At 76.3% G+C, this 18190-nt stretch carries 18 protein-coding genes; all 18 read left to right on the top strand.

The features are described from left to right. Positions 1–1074, top strand: a complete 1074-nt coding sequence (locus tag ASF50_RS09550; protein WP_156718228.1) for a quinone-dependent dihydroorotate dehydrogenase — start codon at positions 1–3, stop codon at positions 1072–1074. Beyond that, a complete protein-coding gene (locus ASF50_RS09545; RefSeq protein ID WP_156718227.1) occupies positions 1071–2003 on the top strand; it encodes a dihydroorotate dehydrogenase electron transfer subunit in 933 nt (310 codons plus the stop codon). Before ASF50_RS09550 ends, ASF50_RS09545 begins: the two co-directional genes overlap by 4 nt. Further along, entirely contained in the window at positions 2000–2902 is a 903-nt protein-coding gene (locus ASF50_RS09540) for a tRNA-dihydrouridine synthase (RefSeq protein WP_156718226.1), read from the top strand. Before ASF50_RS09545 ends, ASF50_RS09540 begins: the two co-directional genes overlap by 4 nt. Next, on the top strand, positions 2899–3771 hold the full coding sequence (gene pyrF / locus ASF50_RS09535) for an orotidine-5'-phosphate decarboxylase (protein WP_056904347.1): 873 nt from the start codon (positions 2899–2901) through the stop codon (positions 3769–3771). Before ASF50_RS09540 ends, pyrF begins: the two co-directional genes overlap by 4 nt. 46 nt (positions 3772–3817) lie before the next feature. Further along, a complete protein-coding gene (locus ASF50_RS09530) occupies positions 3818–4315 on the top strand; it encodes a hypothetical protein (protein ID WP_056862794.1) in 498 nt (165 codons plus the stop codon). A 132-nt stretch (positions 4316–4447) separates the two neighbouring features. After that, positions 4448–4774, top strand: a complete 327-nt coding sequence (gene mihF, locus ASF50_RS09525; RefSeq protein ID WP_056862998.1) for an integration host factor, actinobacterial type — start codon at positions 4448–4450, stop codon at positions 4772–4774. Positions 4775–4854: 80 nt separating this feature from the next. Then, positions 4855–5424 carry a guanylate kinase gene (gmk, locus tag ASF50_RS09520; RefSeq protein ID WP_056862999.1) on the top strand — a complete coding sequence of 190 codons (570 nt, stop codon included), beginning with the start codon at positions 4855–4857 and terminating at the stop codon, positions 5422–5424. Positions 5425–5452: 28 nt separating this feature from the next. Beyond that, a complete protein-coding gene (gene rpoZ / locus ASF50_RS09515; RefSeq protein ID WP_056862795.1) occupies positions 5453–5788 on the top strand; it encodes a DNA-directed RNA polymerase subunit omega in 336 nt (111 codons plus the stop codon). A 7-nt stretch (positions 5789–5795) separates the two neighbouring features. After that, positions 5796–7112, top strand: a complete 1317-nt coding sequence (gene coaBC / locus ASF50_RS09510) for a bifunctional phosphopantothenoylcysteine decarboxylase/phosphopantothenate--cysteine ligase CoaBC (protein WP_056904346.1) — start codon at positions 5796–5798, stop codon at positions 7110–7112. 123 nt (positions 7113–7235) lie between these two features. Next, entirely contained in the window at positions 7236–8432 is a 1197-nt protein-coding gene (gene metK, locus ASF50_RS09505; RefSeq protein WP_056904345.1) for a methionine adenosyltransferase, read from the top strand. A 190-nt stretch (positions 8433–8622) separates the two neighbouring features. Next, positions 8623–10722: a primosomal protein N' gene (locus ASF50_RS09500; RefSeq protein WP_056904344.1), complete on the top strand. Its 2100-nt coding sequence runs from the start codon at positions 8623–8625 to the stop codon at positions 10720–10722. 161 nt (positions 10723–10883) lie between these two features. After that, positions 10884–11429 carry a peptide deformylase gene (gene def, locus ASF50_RS09495; protein WP_056862799.1) on the top strand — a complete coding sequence of 182 codons (546 nt, stop codon included), beginning with the start codon at positions 10884–10886 and terminating at the stop codon, positions 11427–11429. A gap of 172 nt (positions 11430–11601) precedes the next feature. Beyond that, complete coding sequence (fmt, locus tag ASF50_RS09490; protein WP_056862801.1) at positions 11602–12576, top strand: methionyl-tRNA formyltransferase; 975 nt, start codon at positions 11602–11604, stop codon at positions 12574–12576. An 80-nt stretch (positions 12577–12656) separates the two neighbouring features. Next, entirely contained in the window at positions 12657–14006 is a 1350-nt protein-coding gene (locus ASF50_RS09485) for an RsmB/NOP family class I SAM-dependent RNA methyltransferase (RefSeq protein WP_200920173.1), read from the top strand. 73 nt (positions 14007–14079) lie between these two features. Continuing rightward, positions 14080–15048, top strand: coding sequence for a non-homologous end-joining DNA ligase (gene ligD, locus ASF50_RS09480; protein ID WP_056904342.1), 969 nt, complete (start codon positions 14080–14082; stop codon positions 15046–15048). A gap of 166 nt (positions 15049–15214) precedes the next feature. After that, on the top strand, positions 15215–16882 hold the full coding sequence (locus tag ASF50_RS09475) for a RecQ family ATP-dependent DNA helicase (protein WP_056904341.1): 1668 nt from the start codon (positions 15215–15217) through the stop codon (positions 16880–16882). A gap of 72 nt (positions 16883–16954) precedes the next feature. Beyond that, on the top strand, positions 16955–17650 hold the full coding sequence (rpe, locus tag ASF50_RS09470; RefSeq protein ID WP_056862805.1) for a ribulose-phosphate 3-epimerase: 696 nt from the start codon (positions 16955–16957) through the stop codon (positions 17648–17650). Between the two features lie 3 nt (positions 17651–17653). Next, positions 17654–18148, top strand: a complete 495-nt coding sequence (locus ASF50_RS09465; RefSeq protein ID WP_056904340.1) for a maleylpyruvate isomerase N-terminal domain-containing protein — start codon at positions 17654–17656, stop codon at positions 18146–18148. Positions 18149–18190 lie beyond the last annotated feature (42 nt).

Genomic DNA, 18190 nt, shown 5'->3' with positions numbered 1-18190 from the left:
GTGGTGAAGCCCTACGCGCTGCTCTTTGACCACGTCGCGACGCGCATCGACCCCGAGCGGGCCCACCACCTCGGCTTCGCCGGCATCCGTGCCGGGGCGCCGCTGCTCTCCCGGCTCCCGTCGCCCGGTGCCCCGGTGCGGGCGATGGGCCTGGAGTTCCCCAACGCCCTCGGCCTCGCGGCCGGCTTCGACAAGAACGCCGTGGGCGTCGACGCCCTCGCGGGCCTCGGCTTCGGCCACGTCGAGGTCGGCACCGTCACCGGGCTGGCCCAGCCCGGCAACCCGGCGCCGCGGCTGTTCCGGCTCACCGCCGACCGCGCCGTGCTCAACCGCATGGGCTTCAACAACGAGGGCGCGCAGGCCGTGGCGGAGCGCCTGGCCCGGCGCGCCGTACGCCGGCCGCGGGGGAGCGGACCGGTCCTCGGCGTCAACATCGGCAAGTCCAAGGTCGTGCCCGACGACGACCAGCGCGCGGTGGAGGCCGACTACGAGCGCAGCGCCTCGCTGCTGGCGCCCCACGCCGACTACCTCGTGGTCAACGTGAGCTCGCCCAACACCCCCGGGCTGCGCTCGCTGCAGGCCGTGGAGCGGCTCGAGCCGCTGCTGGCCCACGTACGCCGCGTCGCCGACCGTGCCACGCCCGGGCGCCGGGTGCCGCTGCTGGTCAAGATCGCCCCCGACCTCGCCGACGACGACGTGCTGGCCGTGGCCGACCTGGCGGTGGCCGGTCGGCGCGACGAGGTGCTCGACGGGGTGATCGCCACCAACACCACGATCTCCCGCGAGGGCCTGCGCACCCCCGCCGCGGAGGTCGCCGCGCTCGGCGCCGGCGGCGTCTCCGGCGCTCCGCTCGCCGCGCGCGCCGAGGCGGTGCTGCGGTTGCTGCGCGGTCGGGTCGGGGACGACCTGACGCTGGTCGGGGTCGGCGGCATCGACGGCCCGGAGGCCGCCGCGGCCCGCCTGGCCGCCGGGGCCGACCTCGTGCAGGCCTACACCGCGTTCGTCTACGAGGGTCCGGCGTGGCCCCGTCGGGTGGCCGGCGCTCTCGCCGGCTCCGGGGACGCCCCCGCGTGAGCCCCGCTGCCCCCGTCCCGCCGGCGACGCAGCCCGGTCGCCAGAGCCCGCCGCAGGGACCGGTGCACACCACGGCCGAGGTGCTCGCGACCAAGCGGGTCGGCGCCTACCAGCACCTCACGCTGCTCGCGCCCGGCGTCGCCGAGCGCTTCCGACCCGGCACCTTCCTCGCCGCCTCCGTCGGCACCCTCGGCGACCACCTGCTGGGCCGCCGTGCGCTGTGGATCCACCAGGTGCGCCCGGTGGGCGGGCACGGGCTGGCGCTCCAGGTCGTCGTGGAGCCGGTGAGGCGCGGCACCGGCTGGCTGGCGGGGCTGCAGCCCGGCGCGCGCCTCCCGGTGACCGGCCCGCTGGGCCGGCCCTTCGCCCTGCCCAAGGAGCCGGTGGCCACCGTGCTGGTCGGCGAGGGCTACGCCGCGGCACCGCTCTTCCCGCTCGCCGAGCGCCTGCGCGAGCGGGGCTGCGCGGTCAGCCTCGTGGTCGGCGCGGCCGACGAGCCGCGGCTGCTCTCCGCGCTGGAGGCGCGACGCTCGGCGCGCTCGGTGGTCGTGGTCACGGGCGACGGCTCGGTGGGCGTGCGCGGGCGCGTCGGCGACGTCGTGCCCGAGACGCTGCGCCGGGCGGGTGCCGAGGTCGTCTACGCCGCGGGCCCGGCGGCCACGCTGCACGCCGTGGCGCTGGCCGCGGAGGAGCACGGCGCCTGGAGCCAGGTCGCCCTCGAGCAGCCGCTGACCTGCGCCACCGGCCTGTGCCACGGCTGCCCCGTGCCGGTGGTCGGCGAGGACGGCGTCGCCCGCACCGCCCGCGCCTGCGTCGACGGACCCGTGCTGCGCGGCGACCGCGTGCGCTGGGACGACCTCGACCTCGACCTCGACCGGCGCCACGGTCCCGACCGCCACCTGCCCGGACCCGCCGGCGGTGCGTGGTGAGCACCTCGCTGGGCGGCATCACCCTCGCCGGCCCCGTCATGGTCGCCGCGGGCTGCGGCGGCACCGGGCGCGAGCTGGCGGGCTACTCCGGGCCGGCCGGGCTCTCGGCCTACGGCGCCTTCGTCACCCGCACCCTCACCCGCGACCCCCGCCCCGGCGGGCCCGCGCCGCGGCTGCTGGAGTCGCCGGCCGGACTGCTGCACGCCACCGGCCTGCCCAACCCCGGCCTCGACCTCTTCCTGGCCACCGAACTGCCCTGGCTGGTGCAGCAGGGGGCGCGCGTCGTGGTGTCGGTGGCCGGCCGCTCCCTGGGGGAGTACGCCGAGATGGCGCGCCGCCTGGCCAGCGCACCCGGCGTCGCCGCCATCGAGGTCAACCTCTCGGCGCCCGACGCCGTCGTGGCCGGGGTGCTCGACGCGCGCGAGCCCTTCCACGCCGGCGGGGCGATCGCCGCGGTGCTGCGCGAGCTGCCCCGTGGGCTGCCGGTGATGGCCAAGCTGCGCCCCGACCTGCAGCGCGTGGTCGAGACCGCCCGCGTGGCCCGCGACTCCGGCGCCGCGGCGGTCGTGGTCGGCAACGCGCTGCCCGCGGCCATGCCCGACGGCCGGCCCGCGGGCCTCAGCGGGCCCGCGATCGGCCCTTTCGCCCTGCGCTGCGTCACCGAGGTCCGCGCGGCCCTGCCCGGTCTGCAGATCGTCGGCGCCGGAGGCATCGCCACCGCGGCCGACGCCCGCGCCCACCTGCGCGCCGGCGCCACGGCGGTGCAGGTCGGCTCGGCCCTGCTGCACGACCCCACCGCGGCCGCGCGCATCGTCCGGGAGCTGGCCGACGACCCGGCCGTCGCTCCGACCTCCGGCCCGACCTCCGACCCGACCGCCGCACCGGGAGACCGCCCGTGACCGACCGCCCGACCGACCGCCCGACCGACCGCCCGACCCCCGCGCCGTTCGGCGCCCGCCTGCAGGCCGCGACGGCGGCCCGCGGCCGGCTCTGCGTCGGCATCGACCCCCACGCGGCGCTGCTGCGCGCGTGGGGGCTCGACGACGACGTGGCCGGCCTGGAGCGCTTCGCACTGTCGGCGACCGAGGCGCTGGCGCCGTACTGCTCGGTGCTCAAGCCGCAGTCGGCGTTCTTCGAGCGCTTCGGGTCGCGTGGCGTCGCGGTGCTGGAGCGCGTGGTCGCCACCGCCCGCGAGGCGGGTGCCCTGGTGCTGATGGACGCCAAGCGAGGCGACATCGGCTCCACCTCGCAGGCCTACGCCGAGGCCTACCTCGACCCGTCCTCGCCGCTGGCCAGCGACGCCGTGACGGTGAGCCCCTACCTCGGCTTCGGCTCGCTGACCCCCTTCGTGGAGACCGCCCGTGCCCACGGCGCCGGGCTCCTGGTGCTCGCGCTGACCTCCAACCCCGAGGGCCCCGAGGTGCAGCACGCCACGGCGCCCGACGGCCGCAGCGTGGCCGGCGTCGTGCTCGACCACCTCCGTGCGCTCAACGCCGGCGTCGACGACGACGGACTGGGCTCCTTCGGCGCCGTCGTCGGCGCCACCGTCGACCCGACCACCGAGGACCTCGACGTGCGTGGCCCCCTGCTCGCCCCAGGCTTCGGCGCCCAGGGCGGCACGGTCGCCGACCTGCGTCGGGTCTTCGGCCCCGCGGCGCGCCTGGTGCTGCCCAGCTCCTCGCGCGAGGTCCTCGCCGCCGGCCCGGACTCCGTGGCGCTGCGCGACGCCGTCGCGCGCACCCACGACGCGCTCGCCGCGCTCGGCTGAGCGCGTGGCCGCGCCGTCGGTGGGGCTCCGGGCTAGGTTCGGCGCCGTGAGCCACTCCACCGTCGCGCGCCCCGTCGTACGCCGCCGTCGCCCGGCACGGCTCCCGCGGCGCGCACCGCGCGCCCCGCTCGTGCTGGCGCTGGCCGGGGCGCTCCTGGCGGCGGGCTGCGCCGAGCCGGACTACTGCGAGACGGTGGGGGAGAGCCAGGAGGCGATCACCGAGGCCGTCGCCGACGGCGGGCCCGGCGCCCTCATCGGCGTCCTGCCCGAGCTCGAGGCGCTCCAGGCCAGTGCCCCCGACGACGTGGCCGACGAGTGGCAGCAGGTGGTGGGCAGGCTCGAGGCGCTGCGCGACGCGCTGGAGACCGCCGACGTCGCCCCCGAGGACTACGACCCCGACGAGCCCCCCGACGGACTCTCCGACGACGACCGCGCCCGGATCACCGCGGCCGCCGACGACCTGGCCTCACCGGCCACCGTGCAGGCCCTGGCCAGCGTGGAGCAGCAGGTGCGCGACGTGTGCCAGACCCCGCTCTACCTGTGAGCGGGTCGACGGGAGCCCGTGGGCACAGCGTGCGGCCCGGGGTCAGCCGCCCCTCGTTGCCGCCGTCTGAGAGTTCTGACTAGATTGACCCTGGCCCCCTCCACCGTCGCGTCGATCAAGGACCTCTCACCCGTGGCTCTCCCTCCCCTCACGCCCGAGCAACGTCAGGCCGCTCTCGACAAGGCCGCCGCGTCGCGCCGTGAGCGGGCCGAGGTGAAGAACCGGCTGAAGAACTCCGGGGCCTCCATCGTCGACGTGCTGCGCGAGGGCAGCACCAACGAGGTGATCGGCAAGATGCGGGTCGTCGACCTGCTCCAGTCGCTGCCGGGGCTGGGCAAGGTGCGCGCCCGCCAGGTCATGGAGCGGCTCGGCATCGCCGAGAGCCGCCGGGTGCGCGGGCTGGGCATCAAGCAGGTCGCCGCGCTCGAGCGCGAGTTCGGCCCCCGAGACGCCACGTGAGCGCCGCCACGCCCCCCGATCCCTCCACCTCCAACCCCGCCGGCACCCCCTCCGGCACCCCCGCCGGCCCGCCCACGCGGCTGCTCGTGCTCGCCGGCCCCACCGCCGTCGGCAAGGGCACCGTGGCCGCCGCGGTGCGCGAGATGCACCCTGACGTGTGGATCTCAGTCTCGGCCACCACCCGGGCGCCCCGCCCGGGCGAGGTCGACGGGGTCCACTACCGCTTCGTCTCCGACGAGGCCTTCGACCGCATGGTCGCCGAGGACGAGCTGCTGGAGTGGGCCGTGGTCCACAAGCGGGCCCGCTACGGCACCCCGCGCGGACCGGTCGAGGAGGCGCTGGCCGCCGGTCGGCCGGCCATGCTCGAGATCGACCTCCAGGGCGCGCGCCAGGTGCGCCGCACCATGCCGCAGGCCCTCTTCGTCTTCCTCAAGCCCCCCTCGTGGGAGGAGCTGGTGCGCCGGCTCGTCGGTCGGGGCACCGAGACCGCCGAGGAGCGGGAGCGGCGCCTGGAGACCGCGCAGGAGGAGCTGGCCGCCGAGCCCGAGTTCGACGTCACCGTGGTCAACCATGAAGTTCACGCTGCGGCCGACGACTTGGTAACCTTGATGATGCTCCAGCAGGAGCCGTCACGGCCCGACCGGCCCTGACCCGTTCCAACCCCAGCGAGGCTTCCGCGTGTCTGCTCCCAACATCGCCGCCGAGGGCGTCACCAACCCCTCGATCGACGACCTGCTCACCAAGACCGACAGCAAGTACAAGCTGGTCCTCTACAGCGCCAAGCGCGCCCGCCAGATCAACGCCTACTACTCCCAGCTCGGCGAGGGCCTGCTGGAGTACGTCGGCCCCCTCGTGGAGACCCACGTGCAGGAGAAGCCGCTGTCGATCGCGCTGCGCGAGATCAACGACGACCTGCTGACCTGCGAGGACGTCGACCCGGCCGAGCTCGCCGCCGAGGAGGCCGCTGCCAAGGCCGCCGCCCTCGACGCGTCCTTCGCGCCCGGCGACGAGTGATCCTCCCCTGAGCACCAGCACCACCGACGAGGCCGCCCCCCACGACGGGGAGCGGCCTCGCGTCGTCCTCGGCGTCGCCGGCGGCATCGCGGCCTACAAGGCCTGCGAGCTGCTGCGCCGGCTCACCGAGTCGGGCCACGACGTCACCGTGGTCCCCACCGCCGCGGCGCTGGAGTTCGTCGGCGCCCCCACGTGGTCGGCGCTGTCGGGCAAGCCGGTGGCCAGCGACGTGTGGACCTCGGTCCACGAGGTGCCCCACGTGCGCATCGGCAAGTCCGCCGACCTCGTCGTGGTCGCCCCCGCCACCGCCGACCTGCTGGCGCGCGCCGCCCACGGCCTGGCCGACGACCTGCTCACCAACACGCTGCTCACCGCGCGCTGCCCGGTGGTGCTCGCCCCCGCGATGCACACCGAGATGTGGGAGCACCCCGCCACCGTGGCCAACGTCGCGACGCTGCGCTCGCGCGGCGTGCTGGTGCTGGAGCCGGCGGAGGGTCGCCTCACCGGCGCCGACACCGGCAAGGGCCGGCTGCCCGACCCCGGCGAGATCTTCGAGACCTGCGTGCAGGTGCTCGCCCGCTCCGGCGGCGACGGCGCGCCGGCCCAGGACCTCGCCGGTCGCCGCGTGGTCGTCTCCGCCGGCGGCACCCGCGAGCCGCTCGACCCCGTGCGCTTCCTCGGCAACCGTTCCTCGGGCCTCCAGGGCTGGGCCCTGGCCCGCGCCGCCGTGGCGCGGGGGGCCTCGGTGACGCTGGTGGCCGCCAACGCCACGCTGCCCGACCCCGCGGGAGCCCGCGTCGTGCGCGTGGAGACGACGGCCCAGCTCCGCGAGGCGGTCCTGGCCGCAGCGGAGGGCGCCGACGCGCTCGTCATGGCCGCCGCCCCGGCCGACTTCCGGCCCACCGAGGTCAGCACGGCGAAGATCAAGAAGGCCGACGACGGCGCGGCCCCGCCGATCGCGCTGGTGCAGAACCCCGACATCCTGCGCGAGGTGGCCGCCCGACCCGTCGGTCCGACCCGGCCCGGCGTCGTGGTCGGCTTCGCCGCCGAGACCGGCGACGCCCACGCCGGCGTGCTCGACCTGGCGCGAGCCAAGCTGACCCGCAAGGGCTGCGACCTGCTCGTCGTCAACGACGTCAGCGGGGGAGCGGTCTTCGGCAGCCCCGACAACGACGCGGTGGTCCTGGCCGCCGACGGCGCCGCCGTGGAGGTGGGCCACGGCTCCAAGGCCCACCTGGCCCACGCCGTCTGGGACCAGGTGACGCTCCGGCTCGGCCCGGTCCCACCCGACCGGCCGCCGGGCCCCGGCCAGCCCCCCGGGTGAGCCGCACCCGACCGGTCCCGGCGTACAACTGAGACCGGCGTCCCGCACTGTGGGACGGTCGTTATCGTTGCGCGCACCACCAGCACTGCCCGCAGCACCCTTCCTACGAGAGCGAGAAGCACTGTGCCCGGACGTCTGTTCACCTCGGAGTCCGTGACCGAGGGTCACCCGGACAAGATCGCCGACCAGATCAGCGACTCGATCCTCGACGCGATGCTCGAGCAGGACCCCCACTCGCGGGTCGCGGTCGAGACGCTCCTGACGACCGGCCTGGTCGTCGTGGCCGGCGAGGTCAGCACCACCGGCTACGTCGACATCAAGAAGGTCGTGCGCGACCGGATCCTCCACATCGGCTACGACCACTCCGACAAGGGCTTCGACGGCGAGACCTGCGGCGTGATGGTCGCCATCGGCGGACAGTCCGGCGACATCGCCCAGGGCGTCGACACCGGCTACGAGTCGCGCCTGGAGGAGTCCGTCGACGCGATGGACAAGCAGGGCGCGGGCGACCAGGGCCTGATGTTCGGCTACGCCTGCGACGACACCCCCGAGCTGATGCCCCTGCCGATCAAGATCGCGCAGACGCTCTCCGAGCGGCTCTCGGAGGTCCGCAAGGACGGCACCATGGACTACCTGCGCCCCGACGGCAAGACCCAGGTCACCATCGAGTACGACGCCGACAACCGACCGGTGCGCATCGACACCGTCGTGCTCTCCACCCAGCACGCCGACGACGTCGACCTCGCCACCGTGCTCCAGCCCGACGTCAAGAAGCACGTCATCGACCCGGTGCTCTCGGCCTTCGACATCTCCTCCGAGGGCTACCGCCTCCTGGTCAACCCCACCGGCCGCTTCGTCGTCGGTGGCCCCATGGGCGACGCCGGCCTGACCGGTCGCAAGATCATCGTCGACACCTACGGCGGCATGGCCCGCCACGGTGGCGGCGCCTTCTCGGGCAAGGACCCCTCGAAGGTCGACCGCTCCGCGGCCTACGCGATGCGCTGGGTGGCCAAGAACGTCGTGGCCGCGGGCCTGGCCCGCCGCTGCGAGGCCCAGGTCGCCTACGCGATCGGCAAGGCCCAGCCCGTCGGCGTCTTCATCGAGACCTTCGGCACCGGCACCGTGCCCGACGAGCAGATCCAGCAGGCCGTGCTGAGCGTCTTCGACCTGCGCCCGGCCGCGATCATCGCCGACCTCGACCTGCTGCGCCCGATCTACGCCAGGACCGCGGCCTACGGCCACTTCGGCCGCGAGCTGCCGGAGTTCACCTGGGAGCGCACCGACCGCGCCGAGGCCCTCAAGGCCGCCGTCGGCGCCTGAGCCCGCACCCCGCACGACTCCTGCACCACCCGCACCACCACCCGCACCCGCCGGCCCCTCGAGGCCGGCGGGTGCGCTGCGTCCGTGGCTGTGTCCGTGGCCGCGTCCGTGGCTTCGTCCGTGGCCGTGTCTGTGGACGGGCGGTCGAGGGCCGACGGGCCGGTCGGCGGACGCTGGTAGACATCTGCCCGTGCCCCCTGCCGACCCCCGCCGCGACGAGCAGCCCGAGCTGCTGCCAGGGCTGGTGCGCGCCACGCTGAAGGAGTCGCAGGCCAAGGCGCGCGCCACCCGCGAGCGCAAGCGCCGCGAGGTGGAGATCGCCGAGGTCGACCCCGTCGCCCGGGTGCTCGTCGACGTGCCGCTGGCCCACCTCGACCGTCCCTTCGACTACGCCGTGCCGGCCGCGATGGCCGACGACGCCCGCCCCGGGGTCCGGGTCAAGGTGCGCTTCGCCGGGCACGACGTCGACGGCTTCCTCGTCGAGCGCGCCGCCTCCTCCGACCACCCCGGCGTCCTCCAGCCGCTGCGCCGCGTCGTCAGCCCGGAGCCGGTGCTGCTGCCCGGCGTCGCGGCGCTGACCGCGGCCGTGGCCGAGCGCTACGCCGGCGCCCGTGCCGACGTGCTGCGCCTCGCCGTGCCCCCGCGCCACGCCGGTGCGGAGAAGGAGGCCCTCGGGGAGCAGCCCTACGGTGACCTGGCCCCGCTGCCCCCGGCCGCGGTGTCGGCCCTCGGCGCGCACGGCCGTGAGGCGTGGGCCCAGCACCCCCACGGCGCGGCCTTCCTCACCCACCTCGCCGAGGGCGGAGCCCCCCGCGCGGTCTGGGGCCCGCCACCCGGCGCCGACTGGCCGCACCTGCTGGCCCTGGCGGCGCTCGGCGCGCCCGGGGGAGCGGTGCTCTGCCTGCCCGACGGCAAGGACGTCGCGCGGGTGGCCGAGGCCCTCGAGCGGGCCGCCGCCGCTGCCGGGCTGCCCCCGCAGCACGCCGTGCTGACCGCCGACACCGGTCCGGCGCAGCGCTACCGCGCCTTCCTCCAGCTCTCCCGGGGCTCGCGCCGGATCGCCGTCGGCACCCGCGCCGCCGCGTTCGCGCCCGTGGCGAGCCCCGGCCTGGTGGCGATCTGGGACGACGGCGACGACAACCACGCCGAGCAGCGGGCCCCCTACCCCCACGCCCGCGAGGTGCTGCTGCTGCGCGCGGCCGAGCAGGGCTCGGCCGCGCTGGTCGGCGGCTTCACGCGCACCGTGGAGGGCGACCACCTGGTCCGCACGGGGTGGGCGCGCGAGCTCGTCGCCGACCGCGGCACGCTGCGCCGGGCGGTCACGGTGACCGTGGCCGGTGCCAGTGAGCACGACCTGCGCCGCGACCCCCACGCCCGCACCGCGCGGCTGCCGACCCAGGTGCGCGACCTGGTGCGTGACGCGCTCGGCTCGGGGCCGGTGCTCGTCTCGGTGCCGCGGGGTGGCTACGCCGCCTCGCTGGCCTGCGAGCGCTGCCGCACGCCCGCGCGGTGCGCGGTGTGCTCCGGCCCCCTCCACCTGCGTGGCGCGGCCGACCCCCCGGCCTGCCGGTGGTGCGCGACGCCCGCGCCGGGGTGGGCGTGCCCCGAGTGCGGCCACCGGGGGCTGCGTGCGCCGGTGGTCGGCGACGCCCGCACCGCCGAGGAGCTGGGGCGCTCCTTCCCCGGCACCCGCGTCCGCACCTCGTCGGCCGGCGGGGAGGTGCTCGCCCGGGTCGAGGCGCGCCCGGCGATCGTGGTGGCCACCCCCGGGGCCGAGCCCGTCGCCGAGGGCGGCTACGCCGCGGTGGTCCTGCTCGACACCTGGCTGCCCCTGGCCCGCACCGACCTGCGCACCACCGAGGAGGCGCTGCGCCGCTGGGCCAACGCCGTGGGCCTGGTGACGCCGGGCGGTCGGGCCCTGGCCGTCGGCGACCCGGCCCACCCCGCGCTGCAGGCCCTCGTCCGGTGGGACCCCGCCGGCTTCGCCGAGCGCGAGGCCGAGGAGCGTCGCAGCGCCCACCTGCCGCCCGCCTCGCGCCTGGCCACGATCTCCGGGCCGGCCGGGGCGGTCGACGACGCCCTGGTGCTCCTCGCCGCCCCCGAGGGCGCGGAGGTGCTGGGGCCGGTGCCGGAGGGCGAGGGTCCCGACCACCCCGAGCGGGTCGTGGTGAGGGTCCCGCGGCACCGCGGCCCGGAGCTCTCGCGCGCCCTCGGCGACCTCCAGCGCCTGCGGTCCTCGCGCAAGCTCGACCCGGTCCGCATCCAGGTCGACCCGCCCAGCCTCGGCTAGGGGGCCCGACCCGGCGGGCCTAGACTGGGACGTCGACGGTGGAGGTGGGGCCGGTCGTGATCGGCCACCGATCCACCGCCGATCCGCCGCCGATCCACCATCGATCCACCATCGATCCACCGCCGACCGACCGCACATCCGTCGCCCCGCCAAGGAGTCCCGTGGCCGTCCAGCCCATCCGCCTCTTCGGTGACCCCGTGCTGCGCAAGCCAGCGCTCGAGGTCGTCGACTTCGACCGCGAGCTGCACAAGCTCGTGGCCGACCTCACCGACACCATGGTGGAGGCGCCGGGGGCCGGGCTCGCGGCGCCCCAGATCGGCGTCGGGCTGCGCGTCTTCACCTGGCACGTCGACGGCGAGCTCGGTCACCTCGTCAACCCGCGCCTCGAGCTGTCGGAGGAGGAGCAGCACGGTCTCGAGGGCTGCCTGTCGATCCCCGACCTGTCCTTCGAGTGCACCCGCGCGCTCTCGGTGGTGGCGCGCGGCTTCGACATGCACGGTGAGCCGGTCACCGTCCACGGCAGCGACCTGCTGGCCCGCGCCATCCAGCACGAGACCGACCACCTCGACGGGGTGCTCTTCGTCGACCGTCTCGACCAGGCCGCCCGCAAGGCCGCGATGCGCGAGATCCGCGAGGCGGAGTGGTTCGGCCTGGAGCGCCCCACCGTCAAGGTCAGCCCCCACGCCACCCGGGGCTTCGGCATCTAGCCGGGCCGACGGGCCCCGGCGCGCCCCGTCCTCCGACCCCGCCACGATCCACCCCCACGAGCCACACCACGAGCCACACCACGAGCCACACCACGAGCCACACCACGAGCCACACCACGAGCCACACCGGCGGTGAGCGCCCGTCGCGCACCGTCACCACCTGAGGAGAGCAGTGAGAGTCGTCTTCGCCGGGACCCCCGAGGTCGCCGTCCCGTCCCTGGAGGCCGTCGCGGCCTCCGGCCACGAGCTCGTCGGCGTCGTCACCCGGCCCGACGCGCCCTCCGGACGAGGTCGCAGACTCACCGCCAGCCCCGTCGCCCAGCGCGCCGTCGAGCTCGGGGTGCCGGTGCTCAAGCCCGAGCACCCGCGCGACCCCGACTTCCAGGAGGCCCTGCGGGCGCTGCGCCCCGACTGCTGCCCCGTCGTGGCCTACGGCGCCCTGCTGCCCCAGTCGGCCCTCGACATCCCGCCCCACGGCTGGGTCAACCTGCACTTCTCCTGCCTCCCGGCCTGGCGAGGGGCGGCCCCCGTGCAGCACGCGGTGTGGGCCGGCGACGAGGTCACCGGCGCCACGACCTTCCGCATCGTGAAGGCCATGGACGCCGGCCCCACCTTCGGCGTGATGACCGAGCGGATCCGCCCCACCGACACCGCCGGCGACCTGCTCGGCCGCCTCGCCGAGGGCGGAGCCGGGCTGCTCGTGGCGACCCTCGACGGGATCGAGGACGGCTCGCTCGTCGCCCGCGAGCAGCCCGAGGACGGCGTCAGCCTGGCCCCGAAGATCCTCGTCGAGGACGCCGAGGTCGACTGGCGCGAGCCGGCCCCCGCGGTGGACCGCCGGATCCGGGCCTGCACCCCCGGGCCGGGTGCGTGGTCGACCTTCGAGGGCGAGCGGATCAAGATCGGGCCCGTCGAGATCACCGACGGCGCGCTGCCGCCGGGTGAGATCGTGGTCGGCAAGAACCACGTCGTCGTCGGCACCGGCACCCACGCGGTCAGCCTCGGCGAGGTCAAGGCCTTCGGCAAGAAGCAGATGCGCGCCGCCGACTGGGCCCGCGGGGTGCGGCTCGAGAGCGGCGCCAGGCTCGGCGCGCCCGCACAGGTCCCCGACGCCAGCGCCGAGCCCGGCGCCGAGCCGACCGCGTGAGCGGGCCGGCCGACCGGCGCGCGGCGGGCGGCGCGGCCCCGGGGCGGCGTCCGCCCGCGCGGCGGCCGGCCGGGGGGCAGGTGCGGGCCGACCCGGCACGCCTGGCGGCGCTCGAGGTGCTCAAGGCCGTGCGCGTCGACGACGCCTACGCCAACCTGGTGCTGCCCGGCGTCCTGCGCGAGGCCGGCCTCAGCGGCCGCGACGCCGCCTTCACCACCGAGCTGGTCTCGGGCACGATCCGCCGCCAGGGCACCTACGACGCCGTCATCGCCGCCTGCGCCGACCGGCCGTTGCGCAAGATCGAGGCCAAGGTGCTCGACGCCCTGCGACTGGGGGTGCACCAGCTGCTGTCGATGCGGGTGCCCGACCACGCCGCGATCAGCTCCACGGTCGACCTGGTGCGCGGCAAGGTCAGCCACGGCGCGGGCAACTTCAGCAACGCCGTGCTGCGCAAGGTCGCCCAGCGCGACCTCGAGGCGTGGGTCGCCGAGCTCGCACCCCGTGCCGCGAGCGACGACAAGCAGGCCTCCATCGCGTGGAGCCACCCCACCTGGGTCGTGGCCGCACTGCGCCGCGCCCTGGGCGAGGCCGCGGGCGAGCTGCCGGACCTGCTCGCGGCCGACAACGTGGCCCCGCGGGTCACGCTGGTCGCGCGCCCGGGTCGCTCGACCCGCGACGAGCTGCCCGGCACGCCGACCCGGCTCTCGCCGTACGGCGTCGTGCTGGGGGGCGGCGACCCGGGCGAGGTGGTGGCGGTCGCCGAGGGGCGCGCCGGGGTGCAGGACGAGGGCTCGCAGCTGGTCGCGGAGGCCCTCGCGCAGGCACCCCTCGAGGGCCCCGACGAGCGCTGGCTCGACCTGTGCGCCGGTCCTGGCGGCAAGGCGGCCCTGCTGGCCGCCCTGGCGTCCCGGCGTGGCGCCGCGCTGGTGGCGGGGGAGCGGCAGCCCCACCGCGCCCGGCTCGTGGCGCGCGCCCTGGGCGGTGCCGACGGCGTGCTCGGCGTGGTGACGGCCGACGGCACGGCACCGCCGTGGCGCCACGGCTCCTTCGACCGGGTGCTGGTCGACGCACCCTGCACCGGTCTCGGGGCGCTGCGCCGGCGTCCCGAGGCGCGCTGGCGCCGTCGCCCCGACGACCTGCTGACCCTGGTGCTGCTCCAGCGTGCGCTGGTGACCTCGGCGCTCGACCTGGTGCGGCCCGGAGGCGTGGTGCTCTACGCGACCTGCTCGCCGATCCTCGCCGAGACCGCCGAGGTGGTCTCCTCGGTCCTGGCCCAGCGTCCGGGGGTGGTGCTGGAGGACCTCGCCGCGCAGCTCCCGCAGGTCGCCGACGCGGCCGGGCCCCTGCCCGGCACGCTGCAGCTGTGGCCCCACCGCCACGAGACCGACGCGATGTTCATGGCCCTGCTGCGCGCCCCCGGCACGCCGTAGCGCGCCCCGCCGACGAGGGGCCGTGGCGGCCCGCCGCCCCTCGTCACCGCCCTGTGGCGCCTAAGGTCGAGCCATGGCGACGAAGGCACCCGCGGTCGAGGTCGAGGTGGAGGGCCGGGTGGTGCGGGTCAGCAACCCCGACCGCGTGTACTTCCCCGAGTCGGGCGCGACCAAGCTCGACCTGGTCGAGTACTACCTCGCGGTGGGGCCCGGGATCGTGCACGCCCTCGAGGACCGACCCTGCATGCTCCACCGCTTCCCGAAGGGCCTGACCGGCCCCAAGGTGCACCAGAAGCGGCTGCCGGCGGGGGCGCCGGACTGGGTCGAGACCGTCCGGCTGCACTTCCCCCGGTGGGACCGCACGGCCGACGAGCTGTGCGTGACCGAGCTGGCCGCGGTGGTGTGGGCGGTGCAGATGTCGACCGTGGAGTTCCACCCGTGGAACAGCCGCCGCGAGGACACCGAGAAGCCCGACGAGTGGCGCATCGACCTCGATCCCGGCCCCGAGTGCGACTACGACACGGTGCGCCGGGTCGCCCACGTCGCCCACGAGGTGCTCGACGACCTCGGGGCGACGGGCTTCCCCAAGACCAGCGGCAGCAAGGGCCTGCACGTCTACGTGAGGATCGCGCCGGACCAAGGCTTCAAGGACGTACGCCGCGCCGCGCTCGCGTTCGCGCGCGAGGTGGAGCGGCGCAGCCCGCAGGACGTCACGACCACCTGGTGGCGCAAGGACCGCGACCCCCGCGCGGTCTTCCCCGACTACAACCAGAACGCCCGCGACCACACGATCGCTGCGGCCTACTCGGTGCGCGGACTGCCCGACGCCCGCGTCTCGACCCCGATCCGCTGGGACGAGGTCGACGACGCCGACCCGCGCGACTTCACCATCGCCACGGTCCCGGCCCGCTTCGCCGAGCTCGGCGACCTGCACGCGGGGCTCGACGACGGCGAGCACACCTTCGACCTCGCGCCGCTGCTCGAGTGGGCCGCCCGTGACGAGCGCGACGGGGCGTCCCCGCCGGCCGACCCGGAGGACTGAGCCCCCCCAGGGCCAGGGCCAGGGCCAGGGCCAGGGCGCGGGTCAGGGGGCCAGGGGTCCGGGGGCCAGGGGTCCGTGGTGGGGTGGGCCGAAGGGGTGAGACCGCGCGGCCCCTCCACCCCTGCGGGCGGTCCGCGGGAGACCGGCGCCGGGCGAGGGTGAGCAGGTGACCTCCTCCGCCACCGAGCACCGAGTCCGCCGCGCCGCCCACGACGTCTTCGGCCACGCCGACCTGCTGCCGGGCCAGCTCGAGGCGACCACCGCGCTGCTCGAGGGCCACGACGTGCTGCTGATCTCGCCCACGGGCGCGGGCAAGTCGCTGACCTACCAGCTGGCCGGCACGATCCTGGAGCGGCTGACCCTCGTGGTCTCGCCCCTGCTGGCCCTCCAGCAGGACCAGGTCGACCACCTCGACGCGCTGCGCGGCGACGTGCGGGCGGCCCGGCTGAGCTCGGCCGAGAGCGCCACGCGGCGCGAGGAGGTGCTCGCCGCGGCCGAGGCCGGCGAGCTCGACTTCCTCTTCCTCGCCCCCGAGCAGCTGGCGCTCGACGACGTACGCCGCCGCCTCGCGGTGGCCCGCCCGGGTCTGGTGGCCGTCGACGAGGCGCACTGCGTCTCGGCGTGGGGGCACGACTTCCGGCCCGACTACCACCGCCTCGGCGCCCTGCTCGACGAGCTGGGCGACCGCGAGGCCAGCCCCTCGGGGCGCCCGCGGGTGGTGGCGATGACGGCCACCGCCGCGCCGCCGGTGCGCGAGGAGATCGCCGAGCGGCTCGAGCTGCGCGACCCGCGCCTGGTCGTCACCGACTTCGCCCGTGACAACCTCGTGCTCGACGTGGTGCGCGTCGCGGGGGAGGACGAGCAGGAGCGCGCGGTGCTCGACGCGGCCCTCGCCGGCCCCGCCGACGCCGCGGGCATCGTCTACTGCCGCACCCGCCCGGCCACGGCGCGCTACGTCGAGCTGCTGCGCGCCGACGAGCGCCTCGGCGACCGCACGGTCGAGGCCTACCACGCGGGCCTCGCCCACCGCCGGCGCCGCGAGACCCAGGAGGCCTTCCTGGGCGGCGCGGTCGACATCGTCGTGGCGACCTCGGCCTTCGGCATGGGCATCGACAAGCCCGACGTGCGCTTCGTGGTGCACGCCCACGCGCCGGAGTCGCCCGACACCTACTACCAGGAGGCGGGACGGGCCGGTCGTGACGGCGCCGACGCCACCGCGACCCTGGTGCACCGCGAGGAGGACCTGGCGCTGGGCCGGTTCTTCTCGGCCACCGTGCCGTCGCGGGGCGACCTGAGGAGGGCGCGGGCCGCGCTCGACGCCCTCGACACGGCCCGCGCCGAGGGTGACGCCGACGTCGCCGACCTCGACCCCGTCGAGCTCGTCGGCGAGCGGGTGGGCTGCGGTCGCCGCAAGGCCGGCCGTCTGGTCAACCTGCTGCGCGACGCCGAGGAGTCCGGGCGGGGCACCGGGGTCGACGCCGCCCACGAGCTGGCCACCCGCCGTCGCGACCTCGAGCGCTCGCGGGTCGAGCTGGTGCGCCACTACGCCGAGACCGACCGCTGCCGCTCGCAGGTGCTGGTGGAGTACCTCGGCGAGCAGCTCGCGGGTCCCTGCGGGCGCTGCGACACCTGTCGCGCCGGGGTCGTCCCCGACGCGGTCGACCCCGACGAGGTGGGCTACCGCCTGCAGGAGCAGGTGCACCACCCCGAGTTCGGCGACGGTGTGGTCACCGAGCTGGAGGCCGACCGGGTCACCGTGCTCTTCGACAGCGTCGGCTACCGCACGCTGGCCCTCGACGTCGTGCGCGACCACGACCTGCTGGCCGCGGGCTGAGCCGGTCCGGCGACCCTCGCGAGCCCGCCCCCGGGAGGCCCCGACCCCGGCCCTCGCCTAGGCTCACCCCCCGTGGGCATCCAGATCACGCCGAGCATCCTCAACGCCGACTTCTCCCGCCTGGGCGAGGAGGTGGGCCGCATCGGCAGCGCCGACTGGGTGCACGTCGACGTCATGGACAACCACTTCGTGCCCAACCTGACCTTCGGCCCGACGATGGTCGAGGCCCTCGCGCGCTCCACCGACCTGCCCCTCGACGCGCATCTGATGATCGAGGACCCCGACTCCCACGCCCCGGCGTACGTCGAGGCCGGCTGCGCCTCGGTGACCTTCCACGTCGAGGCGGCCCGCGCGCCGGTGCGGCTGGCCCGCGAGATCCGCGCCGCCGGCGGTCGCGCCAGCATGGGCCTGCGCCCGGCCACCCCGATCGAGCCCTACGCCGACCTGCTGCCCGAGCTCGACATGGTGCTGCTGATGACCGTGGAGCCCGGCTTCGGCGGCCAGACGTTCCTCGACCTGGTGCTGCCCAAGATCCGCCGCACCCGCGCCCTGCTGGAGCGCCACGGCGTCGAGACCTGGCTCCAGGTCGACGGCGGCGTCTCGCTGGAGACCATCGAGCGCTGCGCCGAGGCCGGTGCCGACGTCTTCGTGGCGGGCTCCGCGGTCTACTCCGCCGACGACCCCGACGAGATGGTGGGCCGCCTGCGCGCGGCCGCCGAGACCGCCACGGGCGCCGCGGCCACGGGCACCGACGTCCCGGGGGCCTGAGCCGTGCCGACCCTCCAGGCCACCTACCTGCGCGCCGCCCACACCTTCCGCGCCGTGCTCGACCGCGTCGGTGCGGCCGACCTGGTCAGGCCCGTGCCCTCCTGCCCGGGGTGGACGGTGTCCGACGTCGTGACCCACGTGCTCGAGCACCACGAGCACGTGCTGGGCGCGCGTCTGGCCGGCGACGTCACCGGCGACCTGATGGCCACCTACGCCGCCGCCATCCCCGACGACCCCGCCCTGGCCGCCACCGCGCCCTACGACACCCTCGAGCTGACCCTCCACGCCTGGGACGTCGCCCGCGCCCTGGAGGCCGACCTGCGCCTGGGCGAGGACCAGCTGACCTTCCTCGAGGTGCTCGCGCGCGAGGCCGACGACACGCTCTACGCCGAGGAGGGCTTCGCACGCCTCGAGGGCGACGCCGCCGACCCCGCCGGCCTGGACCGCCAGGGCCTGGCGCTGCTGCCCTTCGGCCGCCGCGAGGACGCCACCGCCTGAGCGGCGCCGCCCCCGGCGGCCTGTGCCGCCGCCCGCGCCCGC

The sequence above is a fragment of the Nocardioides sp. Leaf307 genome (genome assembly GCF_001423135.1).
Classification (GTDB): Bacteria; Actinomycetota; Actinomycetes; order Propionibacteriales; family Nocardioidaceae; genus Nocardioides; species Nocardioides kribbensis.
Note: the sequence above shows the minus strand (reverse complement) of the source record. Positions and strands in the feature narration are given on the sequence as shown.